Annotated in this window: 23 protein-coding genes; 12 read left to right on the plus strand and 11 right to left on the minus strand. The window is 34.2% G+C overall.

The genetic code is table 11. The features are described from left to right. Positions 1-102: 102 nt before the first annotated feature. Together B0I10_RS08145 and B0I10_RS08150 are read left to right on the plus strand one after the other, a co-directional pair. A complete protein-coding gene (locus B0I10_RS08145) occupies positions 103-1,113 on the plus strand; it encodes a PorP/SprF family type IX secretion system membrane protein (RefSeq protein WP_112086018.1) in 1,011 nt (336 codons plus the stop codon). A gap of 41 nt (positions 1,114-1,154) precedes the next feature. After that, positions 1,155-1,670 carry a gamma carbonic anhydrase family protein gene (locus B0I10_RS08150; protein WP_112086019.1) on the plus strand — a complete coding sequence of 172 codons (516 nt, stop codon included), beginning with the start codon at positions 1,155-1,157 and terminating at the stop codon, positions 1,668-1,670. Here the strand turns inward: B0I10_RS08150 and murI are convergent, their stop codons facing one another. The 8 genes from murI to B0I10_RS08190 form a co-directional block, all read right to left on the minus strand. Then, positions 1,671-2,447 carry a glutamate racemase gene (murI, locus tag B0I10_RS08155; protein WP_112086020.1) on the minus strand — a complete coding sequence of 259 codons (777 nt, stop codon included), beginning with the start codon at positions 2,445-2,447 and terminating at the stop codon, positions 1,671-1,673. It abuts the gene before it with no gap. A gap of 75 nt (positions 2,448-2,522) precedes the next feature. Next, positions 2,523-3,014, minus strand: coding sequence for an OmpH family outer membrane protein (locus tag B0I10_RS08160; RefSeq protein ID WP_245942963.1), 492 nt, complete (start codon positions 3,012-3,014; stop codon positions 2,523-2,525). Positions 3,015-3,038: 24 nt separating this feature from the next. Continuing rightward, a complete protein-coding gene (locus B0I10_RS08165; RefSeq protein ID WP_112086177.1) occupies positions 3,039-4,079 on the minus strand; it encodes an OmpH family outer membrane protein in 1,041 nt (346 codons plus the stop codon). A gap of 41 nt (positions 4,080-4,120) precedes the next feature. After that, positions 4,121-6,841 (minus strand): BamA/OMP85 family outer membrane protein, encoded by a 2,721-nt coding sequence (locus tag B0I10_RS08170; RefSeq protein ID WP_112086022.1) that lies wholly within the window; start codon positions 6,839-6,841, stop codon positions 4,121-4,123. After that, on the minus strand, positions 6,774-7,514 hold the full coding sequence (locus B0I10_RS08175) for an isoprenyl transferase (RefSeq protein WP_112086023.1): 741 nt from the start codon (positions 7,512-7,514) through the stop codon (positions 6,774-6,776). The genes B0I10_RS08170 and B0I10_RS08175 overlap by 68 nt, the downstream gene beginning before the upstream one ends. Position 7,515: 1 nt before the next feature. Then, positions 7,516-8,199, minus strand: coding sequence for a type IX secretion system protein PorG (porG, locus tag B0I10_RS08180; protein ID WP_112086024.1), 684 nt, complete (start codon positions 8,197-8,199; stop codon positions 7,516-7,518). 144 nt (positions 8,200-8,343) lie between these two features. After that, the gene (locus tag B0I10_RS08185) at positions 8,344-9,228 is read right to left on the minus strand and encodes an NAD kinase (RefSeq protein ID WP_112086025.1); all 885 of its coding nucleotides are present in this window, start codon (positions 9,226-9,228) and stop codon (positions 8,344-8,346) included. 2 nt (positions 9,229-9,230) lie between these two features. Then, on the minus strand, positions 9,231-9,890 hold the full coding sequence (locus B0I10_RS08190; protein WP_112086026.1) for a CBS domain-containing protein: 660 nt from the start codon (positions 9,888-9,890) through the stop codon (positions 9,231-9,233). 102 nt (positions 9,891-9,992) lie between these two features. Here B0I10_RS08190 and B0I10_RS08195 point away from each other — a divergent pair, with 102 nt between their 5' ends. The 6 genes from B0I10_RS08195 (at position 9,993) to clpX (ending at position 15,361) form a co-directional block, all read left to right on the plus strand. Then, positions 9,993-10,706, plus strand: a complete 714-nt coding sequence (locus B0I10_RS08195; protein ID WP_112086027.1) for a pyridoxine 5'-phosphate synthase — start codon at positions 9,993-9,995, stop codon at positions 10,704-10,706. Positions 10,707-10,752: 46 nt separating this feature from the next. Continuing rightward, a complete protein-coding gene (locus B0I10_RS08200; RefSeq protein WP_112086028.1) occupies positions 10,753-11,517 on the plus strand; it encodes an alpha/beta fold hydrolase in 765 nt (254 codons plus the stop codon). Positions 11,518-11,549: 32 nt separating this feature from the next. Next, entirely contained in the window at positions 11,550-11,897 is a 348-nt protein-coding gene (locus B0I10_RS08205) for a phage holin family protein (RefSeq protein ID WP_112086029.1), read from the plus strand. Positions 11,898-11,989: 92 nt separating this feature from the next. Then, positions 11,990-13,315, plus strand: coding sequence for a trigger factor (gene tig, locus B0I10_RS08210; RefSeq protein WP_112086030.1), 1,326 nt, complete (start codon positions 11,990-11,992; stop codon positions 13,313-13,315). 96 nt (positions 13,316-13,411) lie between these two features. Further along, positions 13,412-14,071, plus strand: coding sequence for an ATP-dependent Clp endopeptidase proteolytic subunit ClpP (gene clpP, locus B0I10_RS08215; RefSeq protein ID WP_112086031.1), 660 nt, complete (start codon positions 13,412-13,414; stop codon positions 14,069-14,071). A gap of 57 nt (positions 14,072-14,128) precedes the next feature. Further along, a complete protein-coding gene (gene clpX / locus B0I10_RS08220; protein ID WP_112086032.1) occupies positions 14,129-15,361 on the plus strand; it encodes an ATP-dependent Clp protease ATP-binding subunit ClpX in 1,233 nt (410 codons plus the stop codon). A gap of 19 nt (positions 15,362-15,380) precedes the next feature. Here the strand turns inward: clpX and B0I10_RS15660 are convergent, their stop codons facing one another. Then, positions 15,381-15,542, minus strand: coding sequence for a hypothetical protein (locus B0I10_RS15660; protein ID WP_181456924.1), 162 nt, complete (start codon positions 15,540-15,542; stop codon positions 15,381-15,383). 1 nt (position 15,543) lies between these two features. After that, on the minus strand, positions 15,544-17,070 hold the full coding sequence (locus B0I10_RS08225; RefSeq protein WP_112086033.1) for a GH3 auxin-responsive promoter family protein: 1,527 nt from the start codon (positions 17,068-17,070) through the stop codon (positions 15,544-15,546). Between the two features lie 126 nt (positions 17,071-17,196). On the opposite strand from B0I10_RS08225, the gene B0I10_RS08230 reads away from it, so the two are divergent. The 4 genes from B0I10_RS08230 to B0I10_RS08245 all read left to right on the plus strand — a co-directional run bounded on the left by B0I10_RS08230 (position 17,197) and on the right by B0I10_RS08245 (position 20,563). Then, positions 17,197-17,991, plus strand: a complete 795-nt coding sequence (locus tag B0I10_RS08230) for a DUF2797 domain-containing protein (RefSeq protein WP_112086034.1) — start codon at positions 17,197-17,199, stop codon at positions 17,989-17,991. Positions 17,992-18,123: 132 nt separating this feature from the next. Further along, entirely contained in the window at positions 18,124-18,693 is a 570-nt protein-coding gene (locus tag B0I10_RS08235) for a YceI family protein (protein WP_112086035.1), read from the plus strand. Positions 18,694-18,726: 33 nt separating this feature from the next. After that, positions 18,727-20,028, plus strand: coding sequence for a hypothetical protein (locus B0I10_RS08240; RefSeq protein ID WP_112086036.1), 1,302 nt, complete (start codon positions 18,727-18,729; stop codon positions 20,026-20,028). 10 nt (positions 20,029-20,038) lie between these two features. Further along, positions 20,039-20,563: a YceI family protein gene (locus B0I10_RS08245; RefSeq protein WP_181456925.1), complete on the plus strand. Its 525-nt coding sequence runs from the start codon at positions 20,039-20,041 to the stop codon at positions 20,561-20,563. A gap of 68 nt (positions 20,564-20,631) precedes the next feature. Here B0I10_RS08245 and B0I10_RS08250 read toward each other — a convergent pair whose 3' ends face one another. Next, positions 20,632-23,241 carry an AsmA-like C-terminal region-containing protein gene (locus B0I10_RS08250; protein WP_112086038.1) on the minus strand — a complete coding sequence of 870 codons (2,610 nt, stop codon included), beginning with the start codon at positions 23,239-23,241 and terminating at the stop codon, positions 20,632-20,634. Positions 23,242-23,348 lie beyond the last annotated feature (107 nt).

The raw sequence follows: 23,348 nt of genomic DNA on the forward strand, positions 1-23,348 counted from the left end.
AAAACCTTCCCTCAACCGATTACTGGTTTACGGTAGAGTATTTGGAAAACGGTCAGACCAAAACATTTAAAGCACATTTTTCATTAAAAAGATAGAAACCCCATGAATCTGAATCTTAATTTAAAAAAATCGTATTTACTACTACTGTTGTTTATTTCTCATTTTTCATACTCGCAAGAAGGAATAGCAGTATACTCAGATTATTTGACTGATAATTATTACTTAATACATCCTTCGATGGCTGGAGCAGCTAATTGTGCAAAATTGAGAGTTACCAGTCGTGCACAATGGTTTGGTCAAGAAGATGCTCCTAGTTTAAGTACAGCAAGTTTTAATGCCGGCGTTGGAGAGCGTTCAGGGATTGGAGCAATATTATTTTCTGATAGAAATGGTTATCATTCGCAAAAAGGAATTAAATTAACGTATGCCCATCACATTAGGTTTTCACGTAGTGAGATTGACTTGAATCAATTATCATTTGGTATTAGTGGAGCCTTGATTCAAAGTCAGTTAGATGAGACGGATTGGTTAAATAATCAACCATTTGATCCGATTGTTGGTGGAATTACTCAAAAAGATTCATATTTTAATCTCGACGTTGGTGCATCTTATAATTATCTAGAGTTTTATGCTCATTTCACTGTTAAAAACTTAATGGGAAATGTTAGAAGAGATTTATATACTGATTTTGAAACAGATAATTTAAGAAAATATTTAGTAAGTGCTGGTTATGTTTTTGGAGATAGCGATCGTTTACAATGGGAACCATCGATTCTATTTCAATTAGTCGAACAAACTAAGGAAAGATCAATTGATGTGAATTTAAAAGTTTACAAGAATGTTGATTTTGGTAAATTATGGGGAGGATTGTCCTATCGAAGAAGTTTTGATGGAGCTGAGTTTTTAGAAGGCGGTAATATTGGTGAACAAAGATTACAATACATCACTCCAATTATCGGCGTGAATTACAATCAATTTATGTTTGCCTATACTTATTCTTATTTAACAGGAAATGTTCGTTTTGATAACTCTGGATTTCACCAAATCACATTGGGGATGAATTTGTTCTGTAAACGAGATAAATACCAATGTAATTGTCCTGCGATTAACTAATAAATTATATATCCTGGCAATTGTCGGGATTTTTTTTGAGTATGATAATTAAGTCTGTAAACGGGAAATCTCCTGTAATTCCAAGTGATTGTTATGTAGCGGAAAACGCTACTATTGTTGGTGATGTGCAAATGGGTTCTTCATGCAGCATTTGGTTTAATGCTGTAGTGCGAGGAGATGTTCATTTAATTAAAATTGGCAATAAAGTTAATATTCAAGATGGAGCTGTTATTCATTGCACGTATCAAAAGCATCCCACAATCATTGGAAATAATGTTTCCATTGGTCATAATGCCATTGTTCACGGTTGCACGGTGCATGACAATGTTTTAATAGGAATGGGAGCAATTGTAATGGATAATTGCGTGATTGAAAGTAATTCAATTGTTGCAGCCGGTGCTGTTTTAACGCAAAATACACACGTTGAATCCGGTACAATTTATGCCGGTGTTCCGGCTAAAAAAGTAAAAGATATCAATCAATCTGATTTTGCCGGAGAGATTGATCGAATTTCGAATAATTATGTCATGTATTCGAGTTGGTTTAAAGAGGAGTAGTTAGAAATCTTTCTCGATGACTTGGTATTTATCTTTTAAAATTGATTTTAAAACCATCGGATTATAATTGGTATAAAAGATTTGCGAACTTTTCTTTTGGGTGTTTAGCAAATTCATTTCGGATAAAATATTCTTCGTTTGACGAGCTACAGCCTCGCCAGAATCAATGATTTTAATGTGCTTAGGGATAATTTTTTTTATTTGAGGAATCAAATAGGGGTAATGACTGCATCCTAAAACCAAATAATCAATATTTGCTTCCACCATTGGCTTCAAATAATTGTGGAGTAAGTTGGTCATTTCGGTTGAATTCATTTTTCCTTCTTCAATCAGTTGCACTAAGCCAAATCCAACTTGTTCAATAATTTTTGTTGTTGGATAGTTCAAGACACTTTGGCTAAATAATTCGCTACTCAATGTTCCTTTGGTTGCCAGAATGCCTATTGTGTGCGTTTCTGAGCTTTTTGCGGCGGGTTTAATGGCAGGTTCAATTCCGATAAATGGAACATCATAACGTGCTCTAAGTTCGCTTATAGCATTTGTAGTAGCGGTGTTGCAGGCAACCACAATCAATTTGGCGTTTTGATTTAATAAAAATTCAGTGTTTTTTTTACTTAATGCGATGATTTCATCTTTCGATTTTTGTCCATAAGGGGCATTTTTACTATCAGCTAAATAAATAGTGTCTTCGCTTGGAAGTAAAGTATGAATTTCTCTCCAAATGGAAGTTCCGCCAATGCCGGAATCAAATAGACCGATGGGTGCTGAATTTATCATATGTCAAAAATAAAAAAAAACTGCTCAATTCCCGTTAGTTTGGGTGAGCAGTTTTTTATTATTTTGTTTAGGCTTTTAGAAACCTAAATCTTTTTTTATTTCTAAAGTCAAATCTGTACCATCGGCAAAGATCGCTGAGTTTACATCAAAAACATAATTAAACCCTTTTGCTTTTCCAACTTTCGCAATTGATGCTCTGATTTTATCCATTAATGGTTTCGCTAAATCGGATTCTTTTTGTTGCAACTCTTTTTGAGCTGTTTCTCTGTAGTCTCTGATTCTTTTTTCCATATCCTGCACTTCTTTTGCTCTCTCTTCATTCACTTTTTCGGTAACAGATGCAGCTTCTTCATCATATTTTTTCAATTTTGCATAATATTCATCCGCCATGGTTTTAAACTCTGCATCATATTGCTTGCTTAGCATATCCAATTGTTTCTGTGCTTCAATCATAGCCGGCATTTTGGTAACCAACTCATTTGTATCTACATGTGCTATTTTTGTTTGTGCTGAAGTTATTTGACTTGCACTGAAGAATAAAATAGTCGCAATAAATAAAGTTTTCATTTGTTTCATCATTTCTAGTTATTATTAATTATTGTTTTCGTTTTGTTTTTCTTTGTTTTCGTTTAGTTTTTCTTCTCTTGCTTTTTTAGCGGCTTCTCTATCAGCTAGTATTTTTTGTTTTCTATCTTCTATCTGTTTTTTTCTTTCGTCCAGCTTTTGTTGTCTTTCTTGTTCCGCTTTTTGTTTTAGTTCAGCGGCTGTTGGTTTTGGTTCTCCTGATTCAGTACTCTCCTCTGGTTTTTTCTCAGTAAAAGCACCACCATTTGTTACTTTGTCATCTTCTTTTACATCCTTATCAGAAACTGTGCCACTCTTTTTACCTTCACGTTCTTCTTTTAATTTTGCACGTTTATCATCAAAGTCTTTTTTCTTTTGTTCGGCAAGTGCTTTACGGGATTCCACAATGCTATCGCGTTTATTTTTACGATCTTCAAGAATTTTTTTACGTTCTTCTAAAGCGGGATTATTATCGTCTTTATAATCTTCGATACGTTCTTTTTCTTCTAACGCTTTGAGTTGTTTTTTACTCATTTGTTCACGCTTGGAAGCTCGGGTTAAAGTACGAATTACTTGATCGCTGATGTCATGTCGTTTTGCGGCAAAAAGCACGGTTAAGTCAGAGGATTTGTCAAGAATAAAATCAAATTTTTTAGCTTCTGCTAAATCTTGAACAGCCGTAAAAACTTGATCTTGAATTGGTTTAATCAATACTGCCTTTTGAACAATCAAATCGCCATTTGAACCAAATCTTTTTTGTTGGTAGTCAATAAGTTCTGTTTCAAGAAACTTAATTTCTTCTTCTTTTTCCTCAATCAACTCTTTAGTTAAAAGCACTTTTTCGTTGTTCAGACTTTCTTTAAAGGCATTGATTTCATTTTGTTTGGTTTCAATTTCTTGCTTCCATTTTTGGGCTTTTAACTCTAATTGGTTTTTTGCTTCCGTGTAATCCGGTACATTTTGAAGGATGTATTCCATGTCAATATATCCAATTCTAACACCTCTTGTTTGGGCTTCAACGGAGGCTCCTGAAAGTGTTAAAAGCAATAAAAAAACTAATTTCTTCATATTCTTTAAAATTATCTTGTAAATATAACAGAAATTAACAATTAAAATTGTTGTCCGATGATAAAATGTGTTTCCCATCCATTTTTTTGTATCTGACCCGGCACTGCATCAAAGCCGTGTCCGAAGTCAATTCCTAACAAACCAAAAGCAGGCATAAATACTCTCAGACCCATACCAGCTGACCTTTGGAGTCTGAACGGATTGTATTCTTGAAAGTTATTATAAGAAGCACCAGCTTCCAAAAAGCCTAAAACATAAATGGAAGCAGCCGATTTTAAGGTAATAGGATAGCGAAGCTCCATTGTAAATTTATTATAAATTGTACCCCCATCAATTGATGATAATGACTGATTCGGATATCCTCTTAATTGAATTATTTCTCTTCCATCTAAGGCAAAATTTGCTAAACCGTCTCCTCCCAAAAAGAAACGTTCGAATGGTACTAATCCTCTTTCATTGTTGTAGGCCCCCATAAATCCAAACTCTCCTAATGTTCTAAACACTAATGCATTTTGATTTGATCCGGCTATTTTAGTGTACCAGTCAACTTTCAATTTAATTTTATAAAATTCTAACCAGTTGAATTTTTGTTGGTCTACTTTTGCTCTATCTACGGCGGCATCTTGAAAATTATCTTCGGCTACCGGTGAACCATTGGCGTCAATCAAAGTGCCAATGGGAATTATATTCCCCGTGTTTGGATCCCCTGTTTCTTGGGTTGTTCTTAGCTTGTAGTCTATTTGGTTTTCTAAATTTTTATAATCAATGCCATTAAATAAAGAGTAGGGCGGGGTAAATTTTGCACTGATAGAAAATTCTGAACCATACACAGGATATATTGGATTAACACCTCGATTATTCCTAGTTAGTCCGATTGTGTAAGCTAAATTTCTTGATGAACCGTCTCCAAAAGTAAATAAACCTGTGTTATAATTATTTAAATCATAGTATTGAAAACTTACAGACTGCGACAATACAAAAAAGTCATCCGGCACTGTCAGTCTTTTTGCAATTCCAACAGAAAGTGAAGTAATATTAAAACTTCTACTTCTATCAACATCTCGTGTTTGAAAATTATTCAAAAATTGCTTACTGTGTGATAAGGAGGTAGAAAACTGCACAGGTTTTTTCCCTCCTAACCAAGGTTCTGAAAAAGTTAAACTGTAGGTTTGGAAAAATGAACTTCCTTGCAAACGCAGAGACATACGTTGGCCATCTCCCATTGGCAAAGGTTTGTAAGCATCCTTCTTGAAAAGATTTCTGGCTGAAAAGTTGTTGAAAGAAAGTCCTAGCGTTCCAATGAAACCTCCACCGCCATAACCTCCTTGAAGTTCAATTTGGCTGGATCCTTTTTCAACTAAATTGTATTCAATGTCAACTGTTCCTGCGGCTGGATCAACATTTTTGAATTTTGGATCAATCGCTTCAGGGTCAAAAAATCCTAATTGGCCAATTTCACGAATGGTTCGCACTAAATCTTCTTTACTGTATTTTTGACCGGGTTTTGTTCGAAGTTCACGGTAAATCACGTGGTCATTGGTTTTGTCATTTCCTACTACTGTAATTTTATTAAAGTAGGCGAGTGGGCCTTCTAAAATTCTGATTTCAAAATCAATGGTATCATTGGCTGTGCGGACTTCAACAGGGTTTATAGTTGAAAATAAGTAGCCATTATTTTGATATAAATTGGTGATGTCATTGGCATCCGGATTCTTTTTGTTGGCAATTCGTTCTTGCAGCAATACGCCATTGTATGTTTCACCTTTTTTGATTCCCAATACGCGACTTAAACCTTCGTCTGAGTATATTGTATTGCCTAAAAATTTGATGTCGCCAAAATAATATTTTTTACCTTCTTCAACTTTAATTTTGATATCGACAGTATTTTTTTCGTTGTTAAAAGCGACACTGTCATAAATAATTCTGGCGTCACGAAAACCTTTTTCTTTGTATTTATCAATAATACTGACTAAGTCTTCTTTGTATTTTTCTTTTATAAACTTAGAACCTTTCCAAAATCTTCCCGGAAATTTAACTTTGGTGTTAGACATAGCACCTCTAAGTTTTTTGTCTGTTATTTGTTCGTTGTTATCAACGATAATACTTGATACTTTTATTTTTTTACCTTTATCAACATTTATGACCATTTTTACTTCGTTTCCACTTGTGGTGTCAGGAATTGTATTTATGGCTACTTTAGTGTTGTAAAAACCATCTTTTTTGTATTTATTTTCAATAAATGTTTTAGTGGTTGTAATTAAATTTTCGTTGACTACTTTCCCCTTCGTTAAATTAGCATCTTTTAATAAAGTTTCTGCCTTATTTTTCTTTAAACCTTGAATTTTAGCTTCATTTAATTTAGGAAGCTCAACCATGTTTAACTCAAGGAAAATAGTATCTCCTTTGATACTGTTGATATACATATCAATATCACTAAACAGACCTAATTTACCTAATTTTTTGATAGCGGTACTAATTTCCTCGCCTGGGACAATAATTTTTTGCCCCTTTTCTAATCCTGAAAAGGTTACAACTGTTTGTTCATTAAAGGTGATTTTTCCTGTTACTTCAACACCTCCTAGTATGTACTGGGAACCTCTTTCGAAGGGTGCGACTTCTTGTGCTTGTAACTGAGAAATACTTCCTAAAAAAAGTATTGCAAAAAATGACGTAATGTTTCTCAACACGTTTCTTTTATTTAATTTGTTCACTTGTTTTTCCAAACCTACGTTCTCTTTTTTGATAACTAATGATAGCTTCATATAAATGTTGTTCTCTAAAATCGGGCCATAACACATCAGTAAAATACAATTCTGCATAGGCAATTTGCCAAAGTAAAAAATTACTGATTCGATGCTCTCCACTGGTTCTGATTAATAAATCAACATCGGGTAGATTGTGCGTGTAAAGATGTTGATTAATAATTGTTTCATCAATAGATTCCGGCGAAATTATATTATTTTTAACTTTATCACTTATCGCTTTTATGGCGGAAACCAACTCCTCTCTGGATCCGTAACTTAAAGCGAGTGTTAAAGTCATTCGTTTATTTTCCTTAGTTTTGTTAATTACTTCTAAAAGTTCATTGTGTGCAGTAGTAGGCAAAAGTGATATATTGCCTATCGAATTTAGTTTAATTTCATTTTTTTGAAGTGTTTTTAACTCTTTTTTCAATGATTTTATTAATAAATTCATCAAAGTGTCTACTTCTAATTTGGGTCGATTCCAGTTTTCCGTTGAAAAAGCATACAAGGTAAGGTTCTTAATTCCGAGTTTTGCACAGCTTTCAACCGTTTCTCTTACTGATTTGGTGCCTTTTTCATGACCAAATGCACGGAGCAATCCTTGTTGTTTTGCCCAACGGCCATTGCCATCCATAATGATAGCTAAATGTCTGGGTAAGTTTTCCTTATTTATCTGTTCTTCTAAAATCATTTTATTCCGGACAAAAACATGGGTTTTCTCCAAATGTATAGGTTAATGTAAATCCGGTAAACATATACCAATCTTTACTATTTATATTGCCAAATTGCAACGGTGCTAGATTTTCGTTTTTAGGATTGCTTCCATCTAAATTGTCGGTAAACGTAAAACGGGCTCCAACTTCAAAACTAATAACAAAATCTCTATTTAATTTCGTCTTTACACCCACAATCATTGGGATTGCCAAGGCTCCTTCTTGATAATCTTCGGTTGCAGTATTATCCAAGTAATACAATTCTTTGTATGCAAAATAACTTAAACCGGTATAAACATAAGGTGTGAATTGCGGTTTCATACTATGTAAATCAAATTCAAAAAAATCAAATTCCATTCCGGCCGATACTTCATGAAGAGTGTTTTTGAAATTCAATCCTCTTAAGTTTCTGTCTGCCACATCAGAATCCAAATCATTTGATTCTATTTTACCGTATGTATAAGAAAAACGATACGAATGTCTAGTGCTTCTATTCCATTTATAAATGAATCCTAACGCCACATCATTTGGTGCAATGTAGGTGGTAGGTCCTACATCGCCAATATAATTAGCTCCACCAACAAAAATACCGATTTCGTTAATTTGGGCATTTAATCCGGTGTAAATAAGTAAAAAAAATAATGCAGTCCGTAATCTATTCATCGGTTTTGAAATAGCGTGCAAATATAACAATTATGACTAGTTTACAGCCAAATAATTGCGATTTATCACAAATTAATTTCAAAAAAAACGAAAATAAATGAGTGGTAGTATAGTTAAAGTAGATTATTTTTTTCTAAAAAACGACTAATTTCTTTTGTCAACCCCCCAAAGTAATTTGTTTCGCAGGGTTTTTAGGAATGTTTCGTCTTGAATTTCAACCATGTTAATTTTAAATTGGGTTTTTTTGATGGTTAAAACGGTTTCGTTATTCATTGTCGCAATTCGACTGTCTAACGAAACTAAAAACTGGGGTTCTCTTCCGGAAACTTTTAATGTAATTTCTGTTTTGTCCGGAATTACCAGTGGTCTCGCGTTTAGGTTGTGCGGGGCAATTGGCGTAATCACTAAACTTTTTACCTCGGGAGTTAAAACGGGTCCGCCACAACTTAATGAATAGCCGGTTGAGCCTGTTGGGGTAGAAATAATTAACCCATCTGCCCAATACGAAGTTAAATATTCACCGTTTAAATAGGTTTCAACCGTAATCATCGAAGTCGTGTCTTTTCGACTGACGGAAATTTCATTTAAGGCAAAATTAATCTCTTTTAGTTCTGTGTTTTTCGGACTACTTTCCAAACTTAATAATGTCCGTTTGGAAACCGTGTAGTTTTTAGCCAATATGGATTGAAGGAACAATTCGATATTTTCTTTTTGAACTTTGGCCAAAAAGCCTAGTCGTCCTGCGTTAACTCCTAGAATTGGAATACCGGAATTTCTCACATAAGTTATTGCTCTTAAAATAGTACCGTCTCCGCCAATGCTTATCAAAAGATCAAAGCTGCTGTCTAAATCTTTGTAGGTAGAAAATGTTTTATATTCTTTTTTTAGAATTTCTTCGGCGTACAAGATTTTCAAAAAAGCAGCTTCGATAACTAATTCAACATGATTGTGATTCAAATAAACAAAAATGTCCTTAATTATTGGTCGTGTGTCGTTTTGGTAATATTGTCCGAAGATGGCAATTTTCATGCTTAGATGTTTAAGTATTTATCTAAATAGTCCGATCGTTCTTTCAAATTATTTAGGTAGTTATCCTCTTGGTGTTCAGAAACGATTTCGTAATTGTATCTTCTGAACGTTTGAATAATTTCGTTCATTCCGCCAAGCGAAAGCTTTATTGTAATTTCAACAAAATCAGCATTGGCTTCGGAAATAAAAAGCCCTAAAATCTTACCGTTGTTGGTTTCAATGATTTGTGCTACTTGACTCATTGAAAAATCAATCGTTGGTTTTTTTACTATAATAATACCACCTTGTTCTTTTAAGAAAGGAGTTTCAGCAAAAAACTGAACGATATCATTTAGCTCATAATAGCCTAAATACCTGTTTTGTTCGTCTAGAACAGGAATTAAATTGGTGTGATTTTGAGCAAAAACTTCCAAAACATCCAGCCAAATCATATTGTTTCGAGCAAAAAAGCCTTCTAGTGTATAGCGGTAGTCAATTGCCGATTTGTGGTTGTCAAATGTAATCACATCATCGGCAGCAATACTCCCAATATAAACTCCTTCTTGCATGACAGGAAAGTGTGAAAACGTTAAATCGGCAAAAAAATCTTGAATATTTTCAATGGTTTCTCTCCCTTCGAACGGTTTAAAATCGTTGTTGATATAGTTCGTTATTTCTAACATAGCCATTTAATTTCGTTGCAAAATAATCAAAAAATACTATAAAAGCGCATGTTTTAGTTTGTATTTTTGCAATCATTTTCTAATTCAATCGTTTCTAAAGACATGACAAAGTTAAGCGTAAATATCAATAAAATTGCAACCCTACGAAATTCAAGAGGTGGAGATACGCCAAATGTTGTGCAAGTAGCCAAAGATGTTCAGCGTTTTGGAGCTCATGGTGTCACGATTCATCCGCGACCGGATGAGCGTCATATTCGTTATCAAGATGCCCGAGATTTAAAACCGATTGTTTATACGGAGTATAATATTGAAGGTAATCCGGTTCAAAAGTTCATCGATTTAGTGCTGGAAGTAAAGCCTACTCAAGTAACTTTAGTACCTGATGCCGATGATGCTTTAACCTCAAATGCCGGTTGGGATACGATCAAAAACAAAGATTTTTTAATTGAAGTCATTCAAGAGTTCAAACGAAATAACATTAGAACGTCAATTTTTGTTGATCCTGTGTTGTCTATGGTTGAAGGTGCTAAAATCACTGGAACAGACCGGATTGAGTTATATACCGAAGAGTTTGCTCATCAGTATGGACTTGGAAATAAAGACGGAATTCAGCCATATATTGAAGCAGCAATTTTATCCAACAAACTAGAAATGGGCGTTAATGCAGGTCATGATTTGAGTTTAGATAATATTCAATTTTTTAAGGATAATATTCCGGGATTGCTTGAAGTTTCGATCGGTCACGCATTAATTAGTGAATCCCTTTATTTGGGAATCGAAAATGTGGTGAATATGTATCTGCATAAACTTAAGTAAAATACTTTTAGACCTTACAGGTCTAAATAATTAAAAATCCAGTAAAATGTTATATTCAAAAATAGAAGGAGAAGGAAAGCCACTACTTATCTTGCATGGTTTTCTTGGCATGTCTGATAATTGGAAAACACTCGGAACTCATTTTGCAGAACAAGGTTTTCAAGTGCACATGCTCGATTTGCGAAATCACGGAAGAAGTTTTCATTCGGATGAGTTTAATTATCAAGTAATGACGGAAGATATTTTAAATTACTGTCAGTTTCAGAAATTACAAAATATAGACATCATTGGTCATTCGATGGGAGGAAAAGTAGCGATGTTTTTGTCAGCAAATCATCCTGAATTGATTAATAAATTAATTGTTGCTGATATTGGACCAAGATATTATCGACCGCATCATCAGGGCATTTTAGAAGGGTTAAATGCAGTTGATTTTGCTTTGAAACCGGAAAGAAGTGAAGTTGATGAAATTCTCAAAAAATACATACCTGATTTTGGAACTCGCCAATTTTTAATGAAAAGTTTGTATTGGAAAGAACCCGGACAATTGGCCTTTCGATTTAATTTGCAGGTTTTTAATAAAGAAATTGAACAAGTCGGAATTGCTCTTCCAGAAGAAGCTCATTTTGATAAACCAACGTTATTTATCAAAGGTGGAAATTCAAGATATATTTTAGACGAAGATTTTCCTGCGATTAAAAAACATTTTCCAAAAGCAGAATTTGCAACTATTCCCAACGCAGGACATTGGTTGCATGCTGAAAATCCGCAATTATTTTTTGAAATGGTCATGAATTTTTTAAAAACATAATTTTTTTGTACTTTTAATAAAAATTTAAATTTATGGGTTTATTGCTTCGAATTCTTGTTACGGCCGCTTTAGTGATGTTAATTGCTCATCTTTTGCCGGGTGTTAAAGTAGATAGTTTTGTGCAATCAATTTATGTGGCGATTATTTTAGGTTTATTAAACTTATTTATCAAACCCATAATAATATTGTTCACTTTGCCGGTCACAATCCTAACTTTGGGATTATTTTTACTGGTAATCAACGCATTTATTGTCTTGTTGTGTAGCAATATTGTGGGTGGTTTTTATGTGGAATCGTTTTGGACAGCATTACTTTTCAGTATCATATTGTCCATTTTTCAATCGGTAGTGTATAAATTAACTGCAGGGGAAGATAAATAACCGCTCTGAATTGTTAAAATTCAACTTATTAGTATTGGTTGGGTGGTGAAAAAGTTGTACTTTTGCCACCCAATTTTAGTATATAAATAGAGATGAATATCACAAGAACAAATGTGGATGCTTTGAATGCGGTGGTTACCGTGGCGGTTTCCAAAAATGATTATGCTTCTAAAGTAGAAAAAGTATTGGCAGATTATCGAAAAAATGCTTCGATTCCGGGTTTTAGAAAAGGAGCTGTGCCAATGAGTTTAATTCAAAAACAATACGGAAAAGCAGTGTTGTTGGAAGAAGTAAACAAAGTGTTACAAGAAAACTTAAACAACTATTTAGTTGAAGAAAAATTAGATATTTTAGGAAATCCTCTTCCAAAAGTTACAGAAGATTTTGATTGGGAAAAAGAAGATTTTACTTTTGATTTTGAATTAGGATTAGCTCCTGAATTCTCAGTTGATTTAGCTGCAAAAAATAACATTACCTCTTTCAAAATTATTGCAGATGATAAAATGTTGAACGATCAAGTTGAACGAATTCAAAAACAATACGGAAAATTGATTTCAAAAGATACTGTTGAAGAAGGCGATGATTTGAATATAACCTTTACAAACGAAGCAAACGGAATTAACAACACGGTTTCTATTGCTTTGGATGTTTTTAAAGATAAAAAAGCAGCCAAAAAATTCATTGGAAAAAAAGTAGGTGATGCAGTAGAAATCGGGACCAAAGGTTTATTTGACGATGATCATAAATTAATGGATTATTTAAAAGTAGATCACGATTTAGTGCATGGTTTAGATATTGAAGTTTCTGCTAAAATTGAAGGAATTACAACCAGCGAAAAAGCAGAATTGAATCAGGAGTTATTTGATAAATTGTTTGGAGAAGGAAATGTAACTTCGGTTGATGGTGTAAAAGCCAAAATCAAAGAAGATGCTGAAAAACAATTTGTTCAACAAGCCGATCAAAAATTCCTAAACGATGTTACTGAATTTTTACTGGAAAGCACCAAATTTGACTTACCATCTGAATTTTTAATCAAATGGTTGCAAAATGCAGGTGAAAAGCCTTTAACCAAAGAAGAAGCAACAGAAGAATTTACTAAATCAGAAAGAGGTCTTCGATACCAATTGATTGAAGGTAAAATTATGACAGAGAACAACTTACAAATCACTTTTGAAGATTTGAAAGTATTTACGTCAGAATTAATTAAAAAACAAATGGCTCAATTTGGTCAAATGAATCCAACGCAGGAAGACATTGATGGCATTGTAGCCCGCGTACTTTCTAACCAAGACGAAGTAAAAAGATTGTCTGAGCAAGTGATGAGCGAAAAGATGTTAGGTCTTTTTAAAGAGAAAGTAAAAGCGAAGTCAAAAGAAGTATCCTACGAACAGTTCGTTAAAGAAATGTACGGGGAATAAATATTTTCAAAAAAAGTAGTATCTTTGGGCGTCGAATGTTAATTTGACGCTCATTTACGTTTAAAAGAGCAAACAAAAAATTAGCCTATTTTAAAAATGAACTTCGGAAAAGAATTTAAAAAATTTGCTACCAAACACCATGGTGTGAATAGCATGTACTACGATAAAATTGTAAGTGGAATGACCCCTTATATCATTGAAGAACGTCAGATGAATGTTTCACAATTAGACGTTTTTTCACGTTTAATGATGGACAGAATTATCTTCTTGGGAACAGGCGTAGATGATTATGTGGCGAATATTATTCAAGCACAATTGTTGTTTTTAGAAAGTGTTGATGCTTCCAAAGACATTCAAATTTACATCAATTCACCGGGCGGAAGTGTGTATGCAGGATTGGGAATTTATGATACTATGCAGTACGTAAAACCTGATGTAGCCACAATCTGTACAGGTATGGCCGCTTCCATGGGAGCCGTTTTATTGTGTGCCGGTGCAGAAGGAAAACGTTCGGCATTACCGCATTCAAGAGTGATGATTCACCAGCCATCAGGTGGTGCACAAGGTGTTGCAACCGATATGGAAATCAACTTGAAAGAAATGTTGAAGTTGAAGAATGAATTATACGAAATTATAGCCAAACATTCCGGTCAAACAATTGAAAAAGTGTACCAAGACTCTGAACGCGATTATTGGATGATTGCCGACGAAGCCAAAGAATACGGAATGATTGATGAAGTGTTAAGAAGAAAATAGTTGTAGGAAATCGTTATTAACCAATTACCTTTAACCTATAACCCATTACCATAAAATATGGCCAAAGAAATGTTGGAATGTTCTTTCTGTGGAAGAAAGAAACCCGAAACAAATTTGTTAATCGCCGGAATTGATGCTCACATTTGTGATAAATGCATCGAGCAGGCACACGGCATTGTTTTAGAAGAACTAAAACAAAGCAAGCATTCCCATGGTTTGGGCGATTTGGTACTCAAAAAACCAAAGGAAATCCGTGCTTTTTTAGATGAGTATGTAATTGGTCAAGACCAAACTAAAAAAGTAATGTCTGTAGCAGTTTACAACCATTACAAACGATTGATGCAAAAAAATCATGATGATGATGTTGAAATTGAAAAGAGCAACATTATCATGGTAGGTCAGACCGGAACAGGAAAAACATTGGTGGCCAAAACCATTGCCAGAATGTTAGGTGTGCCACTTACAATAGTAGACGCAACGGTTTTAACCGAAGCAGGTTATGTGGGTGAAGATGTAGAAAGTATATTAACTCGATTATTGCAAGTAGCCGATTATGATGTGGCAAAAGCCGAAAGAGGAATCGTTTTTATTGATGAAATTGATAAAATTGCCCGCAAAAGCGATAATCCATCCATCACCAGAGATGTTTCCGGAGAAGGAGTGCAGCAAGCATTATTAAAATTGTTGGAAGGAACCGTAGTGAATGTTCCACCAAAAGGAGGAAGAAAACATCCGGATCAAAAGTTTATTGAAGTCAATACACAAAATATCCTTTTTATTGCGGGTGGTGCTTTTGATGGTATCGAACGAATTATTTCAAAACGATTAAATCGTCAAGCAGTGGGTTACAGTGCTTCGGCAAATTTAGATCAGATTGATAAGGATAATTTGATGCAATACATCATTCCAAAAGACATTAAAGATTTTGGATTAATTCCTGAAATCATTGGTCGTCTTCCTGTTTTGTCTTATATGAATCCGTTAGACAGAGTAACACTTCGTTCCATTTTAACAGAGCCAAAAAATGCACTTATCAAGCAGTACAAAAAATTGTTTCAAATGGATGGTGTGGAATTTACTATTTCTGAAGAAGCGTTAGATTATATTGTGGATAAAGCCTTAGAATATAAATTAGGAGCTCGTGGCTTGCGATCGCTTTGTGAAGCTATTCTAACCGACGCGATGTATGATTTACCTAGTTCCGATGAGAAAGTATTACACATCGAAAAAAGCTATGCAGAACACACGTTAAACAAAAACATGTTACAACGACTCAAAGCAGTTTCTTAACATTGTTTTAGATATCAAATTATACTAATCCTGTAGTTTTTGCTTCAGGATTTTTTATGGGATTAATGTTGTAATTTTTCTTCTCAATATTGATCTCGCAACCTCTTGGACCACAACCAAGTCTTCTTGGTCCGCAAGAATAGAAAGTGAAGAGGAGAATAAATAAAAGTAATTTTTTCATATTAAACCTGTTCTGCAAACTGCATCCGTAATAATTGCTCCAAATATGTTCGCTCGTTCGATAATCTCGGGATTTTGTGCTGTCCGCCTAATTTATCGCGTTCTTTCAACCAATCATAAAACAGATTCGGTCTTGCTACATTAATTACTAACGGATTTAGCGTCATATTATTACGCCGTTTGGCTTCATAATCTGAATTGAGCGACTGCAGCGTATCATCCAACACTTTTCTAAAATAGTTGATGTTTGCAGGCACTTTTTTAAACTCAATAATCCATTCGTGAGCTCCTTTTTCTTTGCCTTCCATAAAAATAGGGGCAACGGTATAGTCAATCACTTCCGATTCGGTTTCATAACTGGCTTTGGCAATGGCTCGGTCCGTATTTTCCACAATTAATTCTTCGCCAAAAGCATTTATGAAATGCTTCGTTCTTCCCGTTACTCTAATTCGGTATGGATTTAAAGACGTAAACCGAACTGTATCGCCAATCAGATATCTCCATAAACCTGAATTGGTAGTAATCACTAAAGCATAGTTTTTAAACAATTCTACTTCCGCCAAACGAATAATTTTTTGCTCCGGAGTGCTAAAGCTATCCATCGGAATAAATTCATAAAAAATTCCGTAATCCAACATTAACAACAAATCATTAGAATTATTCAAATCTTGAATCGCAAAAAATCCTTCGGAAGCATTATATATTTCATAATAATTGAAATCACGGCTCGGAAATAGTTTTTTGTACTGTTCTCGATATGGATCAAAACTTACACCGCCGTGAAAATAGACTTCTGCATGAGGCCAAATTTCCAGTAAGTTAGTTTTGCCTGTTTCGTCCAGTACTTTATTCAGTAAAACTAACATCCACGACGGAACACCAGCTAAACTGGTAACGTCTTCATGTATGGTTTCTTGAACAATAGCCATTAATTTTATTTCCCAATCGCCCATGAGCGAAACTTGGTTGCTGGGAGTAGAACTAAATTCTGCCCAGATTGGCATGTTATCAATCAAAATAGCTGACAAATCTCCAAAAAATGTATTATTGTCTTGGTATAATTCTTTGCTGCCACCAAGGCGAAGACTTTTCCCAACAAATAATTGCGAATCTTCATTGTTATTTAAATACAAACTCAATAAATCTTTGCTGGCTTTGTAATGACAATTTTCCAAGGCTTCGTTACTCACTGGAATAAACTTGCTTTTGGCATTGGTAGTTCCGCTTGATTTGGCAAACCACTTGATAGAAGTTGGCCAAAAAATATTTTGCATTCCTTTACGGGTTTGTTCAATCATGGGTTCCAAATCTTCATAGGCAGAAACCGGAACACGCTCGGAAAAATTTTGATAATTTTTTACGGAATGAAAGTCATATTGTCTGCCAATAACTGTGTTTTCCGCTGTTCTGAGTAATGAAAGAAGCAATTCCTCCTGCACTTCATTTGGATATTTCATAAACAATTCAATTTGATGAATCCGTTTTTTTAAGATCCAAGAAGCAATTGAATTGATAATGGGTAGAGGCATTTTTTTCTATTTAAATAAGTTGAAGAATGATTTGAAATTGTATAATACAAAACCTAACTTTACAACTTCATCAAAAATAATAATTTTTAGTGAACGTTGAACTTTAATTTCACAAACTTTCTTTTCATGACATACGAAGGCGTTCTAACAAAAATGCAGACCGAAATCGGTAATCCAATTAACTATTATTTGGTGTTTGAAAATAGTTTTCTAAATCTTAATCAATTGTTAGACAAAGAACTTGAAATTTCTTTTCAGGGTTACCAATGTTTGAACTGCGGAAAAAAAAAGAAAATTTTTCGTCAAGGTTTTTGTTATGATTGTTTTATGTCGAGTCCGGCTGTGGGCGATTGGATTATGAAGCCAGAGTTAAGCACGGCTCATTTAGACATTGAAGACCGCGATTTGGTTTATGAAAAAAGAGTACAATTGCAGCCGCATGTGTTGTATTTGGCACTTTCGAGCGAAGTTAAAATTGGCGTTACCCGGGGAACACAAGTTCCCACTCGCTGGATAGATCAAGGAGCTTCACAAGCCATTCCGATTGTGGAAGTTCCTAATCGCTATTTGGCTGGAATTGCCGAAGTTGCTTTAAAAAATCAATATGTTGACAAAACAAATTGGCAAAAAATGCTTAAAAATGAAATTCTTCAAGTTGATTTAATTCAAGAAAGAATCAAAGCAGGAAATTATTTACCACAAGAAGTAAAAGAATATTTCAGTGATCAACACCCAAATATAATCGAACTGCATTATCCCGTATTAACTTATCCTAAAAAAGTGACTAGTCTAAGTTTAGATAAAATTCTAAACTTTAAAGGAAAACTTGCTGGCGTAAAAGGACAATATTTACTCTTTCAAGATGGAACCGTTTTTAATATCCGAACCTTCGAAGGATATGTTGTAAAAATTCAAATCTAGTTGTTAACTATTTCGATTTCGGAGCTTTATCCTTTAATAAATATATAAAATTCTAAATAAAGACTGACATTCGTCATGTTTTTTACGCTTATTTGGGCGGAGATTTGTCTCATAATTCAAAACCTCACAATTATGAAACGATTATTCAACCTAGAAAAAGGAATTTTGCTATTGTTTTTCATAGCAACTTCTACCTTCGGTTTCGCTCAAAAGACACTTACACTTGATGCAAAACCACAATTAAAAATTTCGGGAACTTCCAGTCTCCACGATTGGGATATGGTTTCAGAATCGGCTACCGGAAAATTGGTAGCAACTGCTGAAGGAAATAAATTGACAACCATTAATTCTCTAGTAGTAGAAATGCCGGCCGAAAGCATCAAAAGTGGTAAAGGCGGAATGGACAAAAATGCCTATAAAGCATTAAAAACTAGTCAATACAAAACAGTAAAATTTGATTTGAAAGCAGCAACAATAAATGCTGATGGGACATGGAATTTTACAGGAACATTTGCCATCGCAGGTGTGACTAAATCGGTAACACTCAAAATCAAAGAAGCGACAATTGGTGGTCAATCTGTTTTTGAAGGCTCCTATGCATTTAAATTGACTGACTACAAAATCACACCACCAACCGCTTTAATGGGAACCGTTAAAACGGGCGATGATGTTAAAATAAGTTTTACACTAAAATTCAAATAAATCTAAAAATCAACCTCTAAATTATTTTAAAAAATGAGAAATTTATTCACAGTTGCTCTTGTACTCGTTAGTGCATTAGCTATAGCACAAAAACAACAATATCAATTAGACAATTGGAGACCTTATGACAAAACAGGATTGTCGATGTTTGAAGCTCCAAAAGACACGGTTACTACTTTTGAGGAAGTTAAAGTGAGAATTGGTGGAGCATTTGCTTTGCAATATCAAGCGTTGGATCATGAAAACAATGCTGATCCCGTTTTAAACTCAAACAACGTAAATACTAATCAATTAGCTAACTTGGGTAACAATTTTAACCTTGCTACAGCCAATCTTGACATAGATGTAGCCCTTTTTGATGGTGTTAATCTTCACTTAAGAACCTATCTTTCATCTCGTCACCACCCGGAACCGTATGTAAAAGGGGGTTACATCCAAATTGACAAATTAGATTTTATCAGAAAAGGATTCATGGCAGAAACAATGAAGTATACGACCGTAAAAATTGGTCATATGGAAAATAACTATGGAGATGCTCACTTTAGAAGATCAGATAATGCTTTAGCCATTTACAATCCATTTGTTGGGAATTATATCATGGATGCTTTTACAACAGAAGTGGGTGCAGAAGTTTATTACCAAAGAAATGGTTGGATAGGTATGCTTGGGGCTACTAATGGAAAGTTGAACCAAACAACCAATGCACCCGGCGTTACAAGCCCTTCTGTGATGGCAAAAGTGGGTTATGATAAACAAATCAACAACGATTTACGTTTTAGATTAACAGGGTCTTTATATAACACTGCTCAATCTGCAAGAACATACCTTTACGGTGGTGACCGTGCCGGTTCTAGATATTACTTTGTAATGGAAAATACTTTAGCAACATCTTCTGCAAATTATTCTTCCGGTTTAGTTACACCTGGATTTACAAATGAGTTAACTGCGATTATGATTAATCCATTTGTAAAATACAAAGGATTTGAGTTCTTTGGTATGGTTGAAAAAGTAAGCGGAAAAACGAAAGCAGAAGTAGATGAGAGAGATTTTACCCAGTTGGGAGCAGAGTTGATCTACCGTTTCGGTAAAAATGAAAACCTTTATATAGCCGGTCGTTACAACAACGTAACTGGAGAAACTGCAGCTACAGTAACTTTACCCAGCCAAGATATAGACGTGACTCGTTTCAACATTGGTGGTGGTTGGTTTATGACAAAAAATATTTTAGTTAAATTTGAATATGTTAATCAAAAGTATGATGGTTACGCTAAAACAAATATCTTAAACGAAGGTAAGTTTAATGGATTTGTTGCCGAGGCTGTCATTGCTTTCTAAAACAAACAATATGCGTGTTTTTGGTCTCATATTAGTTGTAACAGCAACACTGTTTTCAACACCTAGAGAATATCTGTTGGTCAGTACAAAACAGTTTTCTGTTCAAGGTACTACTTCAATTGGAGGTTTTGAATGTAACTACGATATGAATGCTAAAGACACGCTGTTTTTTAATCAACCCAATAAAACAAAAAAAGTTATACAAAGTGTTCCAGTCAAAAGTTTTGGATGCGGTAATTTTATTCTAAATAATGATTTTAGAAAAACCTTAAAAGAAAAAGAGTTTCCAAATGTTAGAATTGAACTTTCAAATTTTAAAAAGAATGCCCAAAATTACAGTTGCGATTTAACACTCAACTTGGTTGGAAAACAAAAAATCTATAAAAATCTCCCACTAGAATTTGATAAAAACCGTCTGAACGGAATGATAACTTTGCAGTTCAGCGATTTTGATTTAACGCCTCCAAAAAAAATTGGCGGGATGATCAAAATTAAAGAAGAAATTAAATTGTCTGTTAGTTTACAAACAGAATAATAGCGTTAGTTTTTTAGTTTAAAAAGAACCCCAAATTGCACGTTTATGTTTCAATTTGGGGTTTCTTTTTACTCTTTTTTCTTTTTTTTGTTAAACAAGCTGTTTAAGCCCTCTTTTACTTTGTCTTTTACAACTTCTTCCGTTTTAGTTTTCACCTCTTCTTTTGTTGCCGGAGTGGTAGTTTTAGCAGTGTCTTTTGGATCTTTGGTTTGGTTCAATAAATTGCCCAATGCCGAAGTCCCTTGGTTAATTAGTTTTTGTTTCTGAAATTCTACCAATTGATTCACCAGTTTTGTTGTAGCTTGTTTGGTGTCAGTGCTTATTTTTGGATTTGAAAAATTACCGCTAAGCAAAGCCGTAATCGGAATTGATTTCACTTTTGCAGCATCAGCCGGAGATAATTTTGTAATTAAACTATTAATCTCTGTTCCCAAATATTTCGCCGGTACATCAAATTTTACATTATAATTCATCGATTGGTCAAAGCCGTGTGAACCACCTACATTTAAAGTGATGTCTTGGTATTTGATGTCAAAAGGTTTCACGTTTACTTTTCCGTTTTCAAAGGACAAACTTGTTTTTAAGTCATTCAAATTCACTTTTTTCAAATCAATAAAATTAATTTGATTATCTAACGCACTCAGCAAAGTTGAGTTGGAAGCATTCACCGTTGTAGAGAGCAATTGACCAACCAAATCGCCACTTAATGTTTTTAAATCCGGAGTCATTTCTTTCGCATCCAAATTACCGGAAACTTTAATGGTTGAATTGAGTTTACCATTGATTACATTGGCAATTGGAGCAATGCTTTTCATCATATCCAATTGCGTAAATGTTTCGTTGATATTTACAGAATTTAAATCTAAATTCATCGCAAAGGTTGGTACTTTTGTTTTCGTGGAAACATTTCCGTTTAAACCAATTATACCACCAAATATGCTGGTTTTCACATTTTCTAAGGTTACTCTTTCATCTTTCACAATTAGCTTACCTGAAACATCTTTTAACGTTAAATTGTCATACAAAACCGTATTAGCTTTGGCGTTTAACGTAACGTCTAAAAACGCAGGAATCTTCATCGCTTCACTCGGTCTTTGACCTTCTTTTGTTGGTTCTTCCGTTGTCATAAAATCATTCACAGCCAATTGATTAGAACTCATGTTGAAGTTTCCCTTCAAATTCTGATCGTTAAATAAATAGCCATAGAAATTTTCTAATACACCATTTACATTAATGTCGCTTTTCCCGGTTTGTGCCGCAAATTTCTGCACGTTCAACGTACTTGGATTAAATTGAACAATCGCTTCGCTAATGTTCATTCCTTTTCCGTTTTCATCGGTATATTTAAATCCGGTTACACTGACTAAACCTGCATTTTGAATGTTTTGATATTGTTCTTTTTCCACCGATTGCGTATCAAATTTGGTCGTTACATCGGCCTTTAAAATTCCGGAAAGCGGCGTGTCTAACTTAATTGGATAGGCTTTGCTAAGGTTTCCTAAATTAATTGTTCCTTTCAAAGCGGCATCAACCAATGGATTTTCTGAAATATTTCTAATATTTGCTTTCGCATTAAAAACGTCTTGATCAATTTTAAACGATAAATTATCGATGTTCAAATACGTGTCGTTCATCAAACCGGTTTCGTTTTTAATTTTGGTATCAATAACAATATTTTCCACTTTTTTGGGTAAGTCAGGAAACTTAAAGGAGGCGTTATTAGAAGCAATTTCCACATTAAACTTCGGAATTGTTGTCTCAGAATACAATCCTTTTGCAAACCCGGAAATTTTAAAATCGCCTGTAGTTTGAATTTTATCCAAATCGCCTTTATAAGCAGACGGAACCAAACCTAAAAAGTTTTTAAACGATGAGGTGAGCGTGTTAAACGTTAAATCATATTGCTGCCCGGCTTCGACTAATTGAATAAAACCGGCAAATTTTAAAGGCAATTGGTTAATCAACGCTTCATTGTCTTTAAATTCATATTTGCTGTTTTCCAAATCAATTCCCAAAACCGCATCTAGTTTCAACGGAATCGCATTCATATAATTGGTTTTATCCATGTCTAAACTCAACAAAGCATCGGTTTCGGTGTCTAAATCCAATTTAGAAGCTGCAAAATTTCCGGTTCCGGTGTGATTAATTTTGTCAACAACCATTTTTATTTTTGAACCTTCATCTATATAAACAAACTTTAAGTTTTCAATCGAATAATTCTGAATATTCAATGCAAAAGGCTTGCTATCAGAGGCTTGTTTTTCTTTGTCGTCTTTCATAGCAATATCAAAATTGCCAATTCCCTCTTTGTTAAAAATAATGTTCACAATGCCATCAACACTCGAAAACGATTCCAATTCCATCGCTTCACCATCCGATTTAAACAATTCTTTCACCGACATTTTCAGGTTCAATTCACCTGAATAAAAAAGTGTATCTCCTTCAAAAGGAGCTTTGTTAATAATACTCAACTTGTCAATCGTTACGTTGGCACGTGGAAAACTCTTGAACAAACTCAAACTCACATCTTCAAATGCCACATTCGCGTCCACATTTTCGTTAATCGATTTCAAAACCAATTGCTTAATTTTATCTTTAAATAAAAACGGTGCAGCGGCTAAAGCGATAATTATAACCAACAAAAATATTCCGAAACCTTTTAAAATTTTCTTAACCATTTTTTTATTTTTTTAATTTGAAGCGAGTCAGTAGTTTTACTTGTAAAGGTAATTCCTGCCCTCCTTTCTAGTCTCGTTTAAAAAACGAGAGCTAACCAGTCGGTCAG

The sequence above is a fragment of the Flavobacterium lacus genome (assembly GCF_003268815.1).
Taxonomy (GTDB): Bacteria; Bacteroidota; Bacteroidia; order Flavobacteriales; family Flavobacteriaceae; genus Flavobacterium; species Flavobacterium lacus.